Source organism: Corynebacterium genitalium ATCC 33030 (assembly GCF_000143825.1).
Lineage (GTDB): Bacteria > Actinomycetota > Actinomycetes > Mycobacteriales > Mycobacteriaceae > Corynebacterium > Corynebacterium genitalium.
In genome coordinates, this window is record NZ_CM000961.1 from 586,481 (window position 1) to 598,933 (window position 12,453).

The 12,453-nt window shown below is 61.8% G+C and carries 11 protein-coding genes and 2 tRNA genes; 5 read left to right on the forward strand and 8 right to left on the reverse strand.

Going from position 1 to position 12,453, the window contains the following annotated elements; all coding sequences use genetic code 11:
• Positions 1 to 413 precede the first annotated feature (413 nt).
• Positions 414 to 1,166 carry a flagellar basal body-associated FliL family protein gene (locus tag HMPREF0291_RS02785; RefSeq protein ID WP_005287609.1) on the forward strand — a complete coding sequence of 251 codons (753 nt, stop codon included), beginning with the start codon at positions 414 to 416 and terminating at the stop codon, positions 1,164 to 1,166.
• A 9-nt stretch (positions 1,167 to 1,175) separates the two neighbouring features.
• On the opposite strand, the gene HMPREF0291_RS02790 is transcribed toward HMPREF0291_RS02785, so the two are convergent.
• Entirely contained in the window at positions 1,176 to 1,736 is a 561-nt protein-coding gene (locus HMPREF0291_RS02790) for a TetR/AcrR family transcriptional regulator (protein ID WP_005287611.1), read from the reverse strand.
• A gap of 90 nt (positions 1,737 to 1,826) precedes the next feature.
• Here HMPREF0291_RS02790 and HMPREF0291_RS02795 point away from each other — a divergent pair, with 90 nt between their 5' ends.
• Entirely contained in the window at positions 1,827 to 2,543 is a 717-nt protein-coding gene (locus HMPREF0291_RS02795; RefSeq protein ID WP_005287614.1) for a P-loop NTPase family protein, read from the forward strand.
• Entirely contained in the window at positions 2,540 to 4,684 is a 2,145-nt protein-coding gene (locus HMPREF0291_RS02800) for a YhgE/Pip domain-containing protein (protein WP_005287617.1), read from the forward strand. Before HMPREF0291_RS02795 ends, HMPREF0291_RS02800 begins: the two co-directional genes overlap by 4 nt.
• A gap of 48 nt (positions 4,685 to 4,732) precedes the next feature.
• Here HMPREF0291_RS02800 and HMPREF0291_RS02805 read toward each other — a convergent pair whose 3' ends face one another.
• The 4 genes from HMPREF0291_RS02805 to HMPREF0291_RS11205 all read right to left on the reverse strand — a co-directional run bounded on the left by HMPREF0291_RS02805 (position 4,733) and on the right by HMPREF0291_RS11205 (position 9,339).
• On the reverse strand, positions 4,733 to 6,091 hold the full coding sequence (locus tag HMPREF0291_RS02805) for a lipase family protein (RefSeq protein WP_005287619.1): 1,359 nt from the start codon (positions 6,089 to 6,091) through the stop codon (positions 4,733 to 4,735).
• A gap of 463 nt (positions 6,092 to 6,554) precedes the next feature.
• Positions 6,555 to 8,078, reverse strand: coding sequence for a beta-galactosidase (locus HMPREF0291_RS02810; RefSeq protein ID WP_005287622.1), 1,524 nt, complete (start codon positions 8,076 to 8,078; stop codon positions 6,555 to 6,557).
• A gap of 221 nt (positions 8,079 to 8,299) precedes the next feature.
• Positions 8,300 to 8,674, reverse strand: coding sequence for a helix-turn-helix domain-containing protein (locus HMPREF0291_RS02815; RefSeq protein ID WP_005287625.1), 375 nt, complete (start codon positions 8,672 to 8,674; stop codon positions 8,300 to 8,302).
• Positions 8,671 to 9,339 (reverse strand): CPBP family intramembrane glutamic endopeptidase, encoded by a 669-nt coding sequence (locus HMPREF0291_RS11205; RefSeq protein ID WP_083770232.1) that lies wholly within the window; start codon positions 9,337 to 9,339, stop codon positions 8,671 to 8,673. Before HMPREF0291_RS11205 ends, HMPREF0291_RS02815 begins: the two co-directional genes overlap by 4 nt.
• Here HMPREF0291_RS11205 and HMPREF0291_RS02825 point away from each other — a divergent pair.
• Together HMPREF0291_RS02825 and HMPREF0291_RS02830 are read left to right on the forward strand one after the other, a co-directional pair.
• Entirely contained in the window at positions 9,327 to 10,307 is a 981-nt protein-coding gene (locus HMPREF0291_RS02825; protein ID WP_232210315.1) for a polysaccharide deacetylase family protein, read from the forward strand. The two genes, HMPREF0291_RS11205 and HMPREF0291_RS02825, sit on opposite strands and share 13 nt — an antisense overlap.
• Before the next feature lie 42 nt (positions 10,308 to 10,349).
• Positions 10,350 to 11,462: an FAD-dependent monooxygenase gene (locus HMPREF0291_RS02830; protein ID WP_005287637.1), complete on the forward strand. Its 1,113-nt coding sequence runs from the start codon at positions 10,350 to 10,352 to the stop codon at positions 11,460 to 11,462.
• A 422-nt stretch (positions 11,463 to 11,884) separates the two neighbouring features.
• Here the strand turns inward: HMPREF0291_RS02830 and HMPREF0291_RS02835 are convergent.
• The 3 genes from HMPREF0291_RS02835 to HMPREF0291_RS02845 form a co-directional block, all read right to left on the reverse strand.
• Positions 11,885 to 11,957, reverse strand: a tRNA-Ala gene (locus HMPREF0291_RS02835).
• A gap of 15 nt (positions 11,958 to 11,972) precedes the next feature.
• Positions 11,973 to 12,046: transfer RNA gene (locus HMPREF0291_RS02840), tRNA-Ile, on the reverse strand.
• A gap of 64 nt (positions 12,047 to 12,110) precedes the next feature.
• Entirely contained in the window at positions 12,111 to 12,452 is a 342-nt protein-coding gene (locus HMPREF0291_RS02845; RefSeq protein WP_005287639.1) for a DUF3566 domain-containing protein, read from the reverse strand.
• Position 12,453 lies beyond the last annotated feature (1 nt).

Below are 12,453 nucleotides of genomic sequence, written 5' to 3' on the forward strand. Positions count from 1 at the left end.
GTCCTTTCGTCCTAGTCGGTTTAGGTTTATCTGTTCAACGTTTCCGCTTTAGCGGGGCGTTGAACTGGCTGGGCTCAGCACTTGGAAAACTGTGTGTGAATGTAACCCCCGGGCTGCGGGGCGATCAAAAGGTCAGCGGGCGGGGCGGGGTGTTCGTGCTGGTTGAGGGGGTTCCCTGCGTGAATTTAATTCGGCTTCCCGGGCGGTTGAGCGGTGCGGAAATGGACCGAGCGGTCCAGATCGCCCGGGGCCGGGCGGAATAGAATTTTACTATCGCCTTCTAGGCCGAAAACGGGCCGAAATAGGGCCGGAGAACGCGCAAAAGGCGATACTAAAACTCTATAGACGGCGAGAACCCGCAGACATACCTACTGTGGAGGGCAAAGTTAACTCTCCGAAAGGTGACCTACACCATGAACCTTCGCAATATCCGTCTGGCCATGAAGGTGGCCAACCACTTTTACGGCCAGTACCGCGACCTGAACCAGGCTGAGAAGCGCAACGTCTACGAAGCAGTGCGCGTTCTGGCCAACCCGAGCCGCGGTGTTGACGCAGACGACCTCAAGGACATTGACAACATCGACGACATCATTGACGAGTCCCGCTTCAGCGAGGCCCGCCGCGAAGCCGGTGACATCACCCGCGCCGCGCACGCCCGCCTGGACCGCCGCCGCGCCCAGTTCGACTCGGACCAGCTGGGCAAGCGAGTGTTGAAGAACGCGGAGAAGACCGCCAAGAAGAACAAGCGCAAGAAGCAGGCGAAGGGCATCGGCGCAGCGACCGGCGTGCTTGCTCTCCTGGCCGCGATCGGTGGCGCTGTCTGGTACTTCTTCCTGCGCGAGGAGCCGAAGCAGGCGCCACGCAAGGACCACCGTCCGGTGAAGAAGACGGACGAGCACACCAATTCGGACGGCTCTGTGACCCACGTGTACTCGACCACCACGAGCCAGCGCACCCAAGCGCAGGGTGAGACAGCCGACAAGATCGGCAGCGGCAACCGCGTCGAGAACAAGGCCGCTGGCGCTCACTCGGCTCACGGCCCGCTGTCGGAGGAGCCGGCGGAGCGCGATGAGGAGCTTCTGTCCTCCATCGATGAGCAGCTGTCCACGCTGGACACGCTTGACGACGATCAGCGCAACGCCACCAACCCCCGCGGCAACCAGTAACGGCGGTAGTTACCCCGCGTTCCTCCAGGCCGTGAGCAACCGGCCAACAAGGCGGCGCTGCACGTCTGCGTCAACTGCCACCATCTCGCCGTCGAGAGGCCGTGTGACCACGAACATCTCGGCGGCGAACTCGAGCGGCGTGAGCCCGGCAGGCACCAGCCCGGCTGGCGCCGCCTTGTCCAGCACACCTTGGAAGGCCTCCATGGTGGCCGCCCGTTCGGCGGACAGTTCCGGATGGTGCTGCCACCGGTCATGGGCGATAGCGGCGACGAGGGGGCCGGCACCGTAATCGAGAAGCTGCCACACAAAGGTGTCCCAGTGGGCCTGGGGGTCGTCGGCAAAGCGTGAGAGTGCTTCGTCGATGAACTCCCCCACGTTCGTCAACAACCGCAGCCCGCACGCGGCGTCGAGGTCCGCCCGGGTGGGAAAGTTGCGGTAGAGAGTGGCAATGCCGACCCCGGCGCGGGCAGCGATGGCCTCGAGGGTGACGGTGGATTCGGGGCGGGTGCGCAGCAGGTCGCATGCCGCGTCAATGATTTTTTCGCGCCGTGCTTTTGCGTCAGATCTCATCGTCCCCGCCTTGACTACAGTCTTGTAGTGCGGAATGATACAGCATGAATTTCCGATAGTCTATCCTCCACTTAGCCGAGGGGGCACCCAATGGAACCCATCTTCAACGTGCGGGATCTTGTTTTGCGTAAAGGCGATGATCCGCTGACGTTCGACACCTACGACGGCCTGACCCTCCTGATCACTGAGCGCGAAGTCGGCGCGACCACGCTGTGCATGACGCTCGCCGGCCGCTTCAGCCAGAAGAGCGGTGACGTGCATGTTGGCGACGCCTCGAAACCCCGCCAGCGCTTCAAGAAGGTCGCGCTCGCCGGAACCACGCTGCTGGACAGCTTGGAGCGCCAGGTGGACACCCGCGAGGTGATTCGCGAGCAGGTCGCCTGGGCGCAACCGTTCTTCAAGTTCGTGCCGAAGGACATTCTCAGCCACGACTTGGTCAAGCCGTGGCTGGAGCCGTTGCGCCTGACAGACCTTGACCCGTCTCTCGACGTCGGTGATCTGACCGTCCAGGACCGCTTCCGACTGCGCGTTCTTCTCGCGCTGGTCGCCCGCAAGAACGCCGTGGCGATCGTCGTGGACGACATCGATCAGATCCGCAGTGCAGAGCTGCGCCAGGAGCTTCTCGACGACCTTCTCACGCTCTCCCGCCACCTACCGGTTGTCGTGAGCACCGTGAACGAGGACCCGGGCAATCACGCGGACCACGTCATAGATCTGCGCTCGGGCAACCCGTCCGAACCCGAACTTGAAACCGAACAGACCGAACACACCGAACACACCGATCAGACCGAGGAGGCCAGCGCATGATTTCCGGACTTCATGTGGGCACCCACTTCCGCAAGCTGCTCAATGGCGTCTTGCCGCCGCTGGCGTTGCTGGCCATTACGGTTCTACCGCTGCTGTTCGGTGGTATTTTCGTCTGGTCGTACTTCGACCCGTTGGGCAACTTGGACAAGATCCCGGTGGCGCTGGTCAACTCGGACAAGGGCGCTGTAGGCCCTGACGGGGAGGAAATGCGCGCCGGCGACCAGGTGACAGAAGAGTTGCTCAAGGTCGAGCCGATGAACTTCGTCGAGGTCAGCGCGGAGGAAGCACAGCAGGGCATCGCGGACGGCACCTATTACCTGGGTGTGGAGATCCCGGAGGACTTCTCTGAGGCCGCAGTGTCCGTGAACTCTGACGAGCCGCACCCGGCGAAGATGAATGTCACGCTGAACAACACCAACGGCTTCATCCCCACCATGCTGGGTAACCAGGTGGCGCGTGTGATGACGGCGGTGATCAGTAGCACCGTCGGCGAGCAAATCACCAACACATTGTTCATGGGCTTCAACACCATCGGCGAAGGCATGGACCAAGCTTCTGAGGGTGCCGGTCAACTGCACGAGGGTGCCGGTGAAGCGAAGGATGGCTCCCAGAAGCTTGAGGACGGGGTGCACAAGCTTGAGGATGGGGTTGATACTGCCGTCGAAAAGCTTCCGGAACTCGTCGATGGCGCGCACAAGCTTGACGACGGTGCCAACAAGCTGGACGACGGCGCCAAGAAGCTCAACGAAGGCCTCGGGGAAGCTTCGGACGGCGCCGACGAGCTCGCGGACGGCATGGACAAACTGCGCACGGCGACCAACGCGCTGGGTGCCGGTGCTGCCGCTGTGTCCGCAGGTGTGGATGAGGTCACCGGTGTCGGCGACCAGCTCGCACAGCTGCAGGAGGCCAACAGGAAGATCAATGAGGCGCTGGACCAAGCGATCGACGACCTAGAAAACGTCGGCGGACCGGCAGCGCGCGACCTGGTCGACAAGGCCCGTGAGGCGCAGGCGGCGGCCGGCATCACCGTTGATCCGGAGACGCAGCAGATGGTCGATACCGCGCTGGATCCGGAGACGATCAGCAAGCTGCGGCAGCTTCGCGACGGCGCCCGCGAGCTGTCCACCCAGCTCAACGACCCCGCTGCGGAGTACGTGCAGGGCATCAACACGGCCGCCGATGGCGCGGAGACCCTCTCCGCTGCGCTGAAGCTGCTGCACGACGGCTCCGGCAAGCTCGTCACGGGCACCGGGGAACTGACCGATGGCACCGAGACGCTGGTCGTCGGTGTCGACTCGGCAGCCGAGAAGACCCCGATGCTTGTCGACGGCACCCGCCAACTCGTCGTCGGCGTCGAAGCCCTCAACGAAGGCCTCATTCAGCTTGACGACGGCTCCGGCGAACTCGCCCTGAAGATCACCGAAGGCGCCGAGCAAGTCCCCCGCTTTGAAGGCTCCAAGCTGGAGGACGCCTCATCCGTGGCCTCCTCCCCTGTCCGCCTCAACGAGACGGGTGACACCTTGACTACCTTCGGTCAGGGTCTGTCCCCGTTCTTCCTGTCGCTGTCGCTGTGGTTCGGCGGCCTGATCATGTTCATGATCTTCAACCCGATCTCCCGCCGTGCGATCGACTCCGGTACAAACCCGGCGCGCGTGGTCATGGGCACTTGGATCCCGGCCGTGGGGATCGGTTTGATTCAGGCGCTGATCCTATGGCTCGTCCAGGTCTTCCTGCTCGATATTGACCCGGTGCACCCGGGCCAGATGCTCGGCGCGCTGTGCTTCATCTCAATGGTGTTTGTCACCTCGATCATCGCCATCAACGCCCTTTTCGGCCCTAACGTGGGCCGCCTGGTGACCATGGTGCTGATGACCTTGCAGCTTGTCGCTTCCAACGGTGTCTACCCCCCAGAAGTCCAGCCCGACTTCATCCAGTGGGTCCACTCCTGGGACCCGATGCGCTTCTCAGTGGACCTGATGCGCCACACCCTCTTCGGCTCCTCCGCCGGCGACCCACGTTTGGAACAAGCCCTCGGCGTCTTAGCCTTCGTGGGAGTGGCGGCCTTCCTCCTTGCCATGGCAGGGTTCTGGCGCGAGCGTGTCCTCATGGACAAAGACATCCATCCCGAGCTACAAGTATAGCCCGGGCTGAGCTCAGCCCGGGCTAGTCTGTGAGCTTTCAACTGGGGTTTAGCTCATGATACCGGCCAGGAACGGCACGGAATCCCTGGTGGAAATGAGCATGGTGTCCACGTGGTCGGCTGGGTACCAGCGGACCACCACGCGGTTGTTGCGCGGGTTGCCGATGAACTGGCGGGCCCAGATCTCCGAGTTGAGCACCATCCCGATCGGGGTGGGCACGTCCCAATCCCACAGACCGTGGCCCAAGAAGACCGGCTTGTCGTAGCCGCTCACCGGGGTGGTCAGGAAGTCACGGATCGCGGCGTCCGCGCCCGGTACCTCGCGCAGCGGTTTGTTGAATGCCTTCGCCAGGCTCACACCGTTCATGGCTTCAGCGACCTCGAAGAGACAGCTCTTCTTGGATTCCGCAATCATGCGACGGCCTTCGTCGGTCAAAGCGGAGTCGAAGTCGACATCCGGGTTAGCCTCTTGCACAGCAGCGAGAATGTACAGCGAGTAGGTTGCCGAGATTCCGGTCTGCGGTGTGCGCGGGAAGGTAGGTCCGGCAGCCACCATGAGGTTTTCGACGTACGCCGGTGCACCCGTTGCCACTGCACCGCGATAGTCGAGCCCCATGTCCTCACTCAGCCCCGTAGCTTGGCGAGCAACATGGAGAGAAACACCGCCTCCTTGGGACTGCCCGATCACCGACCATTTGTCGGCGAACACGGGCTCACTGTCTTGCGGGATCTCCATGTTGTGCGCGGCAGCAACGGAGTCAACAACGTTCTCTGCTGCGACCTTTCCGTTGAGGTAGCTGTGGAAGCCGGGAGAATCCAGCCCCACGTAATCAGAAGCGACAATCGCGTAGCCCTCGTCCAGGAAGGTGTTAAGGTAATCTGCTTCAACCTGGGAGAGAGGGTTGATCGACGGCGCACACTCATCAGCCAAGCCGACCGTCCCGTGCGCCCAGGCCAGCACGGGCCAGCCGCCCTCCGGCTTCTCACCCTCCGGCAAGAAGACAGCGCCAGTACTCACTGCAGGTTGGTCGTGCTGGTTCACGGTGGTGTACGCAATGCGGTACTGCTCCGATGCGCTGTCTAATCCCACGCGTTGGTCGAGCGGCACCTCAGCGAGCACGGTTCCCGGTTCACCCTGCGGAGTCACGTTAGGGAGACCACTGCGGTAGACGGGATCTGGCTCTTCGACGTCATCCATCACCGCCCCGGTGTCGGCGGCGCTCGAGCCGTCCAGTTCAGAGCTGGTCGAGCTCAAGCCGTCGACCGCAGAGCTGCCCGAGCTCAACGAACTCAGCTCTGAGAGGGAGCTCGGGTCTTCCTGCGCCAGCGCCGCCGGCGGGACTGCTAACCCAATGCTCATTGCCAGAGCGGCCATCGCGCTGCCGACGACTCGCGTGTTCTTCTTCATGCCATGCCTCCTGATAGAAACTTGAGGTTTCTTAATTTGTACACAAAGTTCTTCGGCTTTTCTACATGTGTTATTTACTTAGCCGATACGTGTTCGTTACATAGGCACGGCGTGGCGGTGCACAACGTGACGGAGTGGCGGACTAGTTTTCCCCGCTAACGGCAGGTTCGTCGTGATCAAACGAGACCCCCGGGGCCTCAAAAGGGGGCCTTGACGCGGAGATTTCTGTTTGCTCAGCGTTGAGGACTCAAGGGCATCCGCCTCCTGCGGAAAAGTTGACAAACTGGATTTCTGCCTACCGCCATTTGTGCAGGTCAAAAGGTTTTCGGTGCCCAAACCGGGGAAACGTACGTCAACTTTTCCGCACGGTCTGTTAGCAACGGGACAAAATAGCGAAAGCTCCCGGGAGCCGTGCCGTTACAGCACGTCTGCCGAGAGCTTCGGGTTAGTCCTACCGGGAGTACTAGGAGAACAAGTCCAGGAACTTCTTCCACACGTTATTGCGCAGGAAGCCAGAGATGGATGTCCACAGGCGAGCCAAGGGGCTATCTCCGGAGTCCGACTTTTGTGCGGACTTCTCCTTGTTCGCCTCGGCCTTTTCTTCGGAATCGGGCTTCGAAGGCTGGGAGGCTTCGGACGATTCAGAGGGCTCGGATTCTTCTGCAGGCAGGGGTACGCCGGAGTCCACCTCGATGTCATCTTCAGTCTGCGGCAGGGGTGCGCCGGAGTCCACCTCAATGTCGTCGTCAGCCGGCGGCACGGCTCCGGATTCGACCGGTGTGGCGTCATCACCGCCGGTGAAGTTCTTAATGGTGTGGGCAGCCGGCTTCCACGAACCATCGGCACGGAGAACACCGAAGTAGTCTTCCTTATCATTGGATCCGTAGGGCTTGCGGTCGTGGAGCTGGTAGAAGATGATCGGCCCGAGGTTGGGGGTTTCGTTCCAGGCCTCCATGTAGTCCTGGTAGGTCTCCGCCTGCACCTGCTCGTTGGCGTTGAGGGTGTCCTGGCCGGTCTCGGTCAACCAGATTTCCTTGTGGCCGTCACCGTGAGCGGACATCACGGAGTGGAGGGACTTGCCTGGGGAGCGTTTCGTCTTCGGCTCATCGAACATGTAGGCCCAGCCGTTGTATTCCCAGTACTCTGCACCGATGCCGTAGGGGTGGTGGGCCAAGGAGTCGAAGTTACCCTTGGCACCAGCGTCATACATCCGCTCGAGATACTCCACACCGTTGACGACGGTGCCATCATCGTAGGTGGGAAGCACAACCTGGCCACCAGCGATGACGTTCACGTTCGGGTTAGCAGCGTGCGCCTTCGGGTAGGTCGCCTGAAGAAGCTTGGTGTAGCTTTCCGGGCTCGGGTTCGGGTTCTCGGAGGATTCCCTCCAGAAGCCCTGCATCGACGGCTCGTTCCACACTTCGTAGTCCACGATTCCGTGGGCAGAGTAGCGATTGACCACGTCAGCGAAGTACCGCCCGTAATCGTTGTAGTACTCGGGCTTCGGCGCGTAGGTGTCCTTGTAGTGGTCGAGCGAGTTCTTTTCTGCCTCGGACATGTCTCCAACGCTGGTCGCCCACTGAGGTGCGGTGGAGACCTGCATCATGACCTTGATGTCGTACTTTTTAGCGATCTCAACGGTCTGGTCGAGGAACTTCCAGTTGTAGTGACCTCGTTCGCGCTCGATGTGGTACCACGGAGCGCCAACACGGGTCCACTCAACACCCATCTCCTTGGCGGTCCGGAAGGACTCTTCGACCTCGCTTACTGATGTCGCGTCGTCGACATGCTTGGTGACAATGCCAATACCGTTCGTACCGCGGTAGGTCGTCGTATCTTCCGCCTGTGCCTGCGGAGCCACCAAGAAGGAAGCCGTCAGCGCTGTGATCACGCAGGTTGCGAGCGACGCGTTACGAGCGTTGCGTTGCGGGAAAAGTGCCTGAAGAAACTGGGTGAATCGTGCGAAACCGCTAGTGCGTGAATCCATATTCCGTAGACCGCCTCAAGATCCGCTCTGGAATGATTGCAAAATCGTTTCATGAGTATAACGTAAAGATAAACTAAGAAACAGTCTGCGGACAGCTACATCGAAAGCGGCCAACACTGTCGACGCGACGCACCCTCAGCTACGCCGATAACCTGCACGCCACTCCTTCCGGTGCAAGCCAGCCAGTGAGGTCCTCATGGCGCGCTGCCCAAACGCCGCACCTAACGGCCTGGCGCCGCCAGTCCCGCCTCAATGGCGGCGACGGCCAGCATTGTCCGGTTCGTCATCCCCGTTTTGGCAAAGATGCGCTTGAGGTACGTTCGCACGGTCTCGGGCTCCACGACCAATGCGATGAACGGATCCCGGATCAGCTCCAGAGCCCACCCCGCGATGGTCGTAACGAGCAGCACCACCGGCATGACAACGGGAAACCGCCTGCTCAACGCCGTAGCGGCAACCGCGAGAACGCACAAGACCGCGCCGGTGGCCGCATCAGCCGTGGACGCGACGTGCTCCGGCCGCGGGATCCACAGCAGCGCCATAATCAAGCATGGGACCGCAATGTCGGTGAGAAACGTCAGACGTGTTCGCATCATGGGATCAGCATCGGGAGCAGCGACAGAGTATTCACCGCCGCATGCAGCAGGAATGACAGCACGATACCACCCTTCCACGTCACCAGCCCGAAGCCGAGGCCTGCGAAAATGTGCGGCAGGACGAAGATCATCTCCGCCGCGCTGACACCGCTGGCGTGCACCAGCCCGAAGATGAACGCCGACGCGACGATCGCCCATCCCGGCGCGAACCATTGCCCGAGAAACCGGATGAGGAACCCGCGGAAGAACAGCTCCTCCCCGGCCGGGCCGAGCACAGCCATCCACGCAACGCTCACCAACGCCGATTGCTTGACGACGATCTCCCCCACCGCCACATCATTCTCCAATTCATAATCCGCCAACCCCGTCAGGTTGATAGCGATACTGAAGATGACGCTTCCGGCAATCAGACACCCAAAGAACAAGCCCAGCACACCGAGAACGCGCAGAGGCTGGCGGAGATTCTCTGCCAAGCCGAGCGCATGGTCCAGGAGGACGCCCCGGAATGCCCACACGCCAACGGCAGCGAGCACGGCGTTGGCCGCTATCGCCACGGGCGCGTCGAAACGAATGAAGAAACCCCGCACTCCCCAGGCGACATACACGGCGGCGAACAGCCACATCGCGGGGGTGATCTTGAAAGACATGAACGTTGAACTACGCATACCTGGTAGTCAACGCGCTTCCCCGTCGCCGCCGCGTCCCCCAGATGGGGACAATTCGGAGGCCATTGTTGCGCACCGCCCGCCGGCCCATGACGATAAGCGGAATGGATCAGCAGTTCAGTCGCGCACAATTCCTCACCGGCACTCTCATCGCCGCCGGTGCCGCCGTGCTCGGCGGGTGCGCCAATCTGGAGGGGAACACGCAGGCCAGCGGCACGCGCACCACCGCAGTCACCCCGACCAGCACGACACCGAGCACCACTGCCCCGCCGTCGGCTGAGACCTACGCGACCCTTACCCCCACTACGTTCGATCTGCACATGGACGGCATCACCGACACTGTCCCCACCACGCCCGGCGCGCACACGATCGCCCTGACCTTTGACGCGTGCGGCGGCCCGACGGGGATGGGGGTAGATGAGGCGCTCGTCGATACGCTTCGGGAGTTCAGCGTTCCCGCGACGCTCTTCCTCAACCACCGCTGGATCGAGGAGAACCCTGACATGACGCGCACGCTTCACAGCGACCCCCTCTTCCGCCTCGAAAACCACGGCACCCTCCACGCACCCTTGTCGGTGAATGGCCAATCCGCCTACGGCATCGCCGGTACGAGCTCTCCCGCCGAGGTTATTGACGAGATCGAAGTCAACCGCGAGTTGCTGCGTTCCTACGGTGCCGATTCGACCTGGTTCCGTTCCGGAACTGCCCACTACGACGATGTCGCCGTGCAGATCGCCCGCGACCGCGGCGTGAGCATCGCTGGGTTCACCGTCAACGGCGACGACGGGGCCAAAGCCCCCGCCGGACGGGTGGCCGCCCGCATCATGGATGCCCCGGACGGCGCAATCGTGCTGGCCCACATGAACCACCCCGGGTCCGGCACCGCCGCCGGCGTCCGCGCCGCGCTGGAGGAGATGGGTGACACCCGCTTCGTGTTCATCGACGGGTCCGGCCCGGACCCGGAATAACTAAGTCATAGCCGTTCGAACGGGCCAGTAAGCTCGGGCTCCATGAGAATAGGCATTATCGGCGCTGGCATTTCGGGTCTTGCACTGGGCGCGGCACTTCACCGCAACGGCATGGACGTGCAGATTCACGAGAGTCATTCACAGGTGCGCGGCGGTGGATCCGGTATCACCCTCGCCCCGAACGGTCTGGCCGCCCTCGATGCTTTAGGCATCGGCGCTCGCTTCCGTGAGCTGCAACAGAACCAAGTCCCTCTACGGGGTGGAATTCGCAACCCCCAGGGGAATTGGCTGACGCATATCCCAGCTGAGGTCACCAAAGCTTCACTCGCGCTCGGTCGCTCCGAGCTCCACGCGCTGCTTATCGACGACATCCCTGAGGCGCGCATTCACACCTCCGCCGAGGCTTTGGCCGTTGACGCTAGCTCCGGCGTTGTCACCTTCGCCAACGGCGCGGTGGAACAGTTCGACGTGGTCGTCGGTGCAGACGGGATCCGCAGCGCGGTGCGCCGCAGCTGCTTTGACGGCCCAGAAATCAGTTACGCAGGCTACAGCGCGTGGCGGGCAATCACCGAGGGCCCGGTACTCGACGCCGGCTTCGAAACCTGGGGCGCAGGCGCTCGATTCGGCGCCGTTCCGCTTCACGACGGCCGCGTCTACTGGTTCGCTGTCCGCACCGGCCCGGAAGCTCAACCCGGCGAGACCGGCCTGAGCCAGTTGAGGGACGCCTTCGGTCAGTGGCATGAGCCCATTCCTGCTTTGCTTCGCTCAACGCCGGATGAGTCGATCCAGTACCTGCCCATCCAGGAGTTGGCGTCTCCCCTGCCGAGTTACCACTCCGGCAAGGTGGTGTTGGTGGGCGATGCGGCCCACGCCATGACCCCGAACCTCGGTCAGGGCGCGTGCCAGGGCCTAGAAGATGCTGCAGTTCTTGCCGGGCTTCTCCAGAAGGGCACTGTGGATTTGAGCGCTTACGACGAGCACCGTCTGCGCCGAAGCCAGCAGATTGCGCGTCAATCCAGGCTTGTTGGGCGCTCTGTGCACACCGGCGGTGCTCGCATAGCGGCAGCGCGCAACTGGATGCTCAAACGTATGCCGGATGCAGCGACGAACCGACAAGTTCAGGCGGTGACTAGCTGGGAAATGCCAACCCTCTAGAACTACCGGCACCGAATGCCAAGCCACCAAAAACCGCGCGGGCGACTTTGGGCAGGTTGATGATCCCCGTGGACCGCGGATGTAACTGCAGGCCGGAAGAACGATAAGGGTCTAGTTCATGTCTCTGAGATTCCCACTTTGCATCAAACTGAGAATCAAAGTGTCAAACTGCGAATGAAAGTGCGAATTTCAGCCATTCATTTCATAGTTTCATTGACTCTTAGATTCCAACCTCTAAGCGCGGCTGTAGACCGTGGCCTTTCTCCCCTGACCCCCGACCATGACCACGTATCCCTCCGCCAGGAGTTAGCAGTTTCGCACTTCGATTTATGAGTTTGAGACCCGGAGCTCGGCAGCCTTTCTCCTACGGACGTCGCACACAGCAAGAAGACCCCCTAGCCGAAGCTAGAGGGTCTGGGCTGTGGAGCATAGGAGAATCGAACTCCTGACCTCCTCCTTGCAAGGGAGGCGCTCTACCAATTGAGCTAATGCCCCTTTGTTCCGAACTTGTGGGCCTAGCAAGAATCGAACTTGCGACCTCATCGTTATCAGCGATGCGCTCTAACCGACTGAGCTATAGGCCCCGCTCGGAACTTTTAGAACATTACCCAGACGCTTTGATAGAACCAAATCGCCTGGTCACATGCCCTATTGCTGGTCGGTTAGTTCGATGGCTAGGCCACCAACAAGGTCTGCCAACGCATTGTAGATGAACGCGGTCAGCGGAGCCATGAGAGCGACGAAGACGACACCGGTCGCCCCGCTCAGACCGGCCAGGGCCAGCACGAGCGGGAAATCGATCGCGGTCTCGCCGCCGACGCCGCCGATCAGCGAGTTCATCGAGTCCACGACACCTGCTGCATCGATGACGAAGTACAGGACCGTCACGGCGAGCAGCCATGCCGCGAAGCCGATCAGCGACAGCAGGATGCCGATCTTGAAGGCGCTGCCCGGCCGAATCCGGGTGAGGGTCACGTTGCGTGCGGCCATG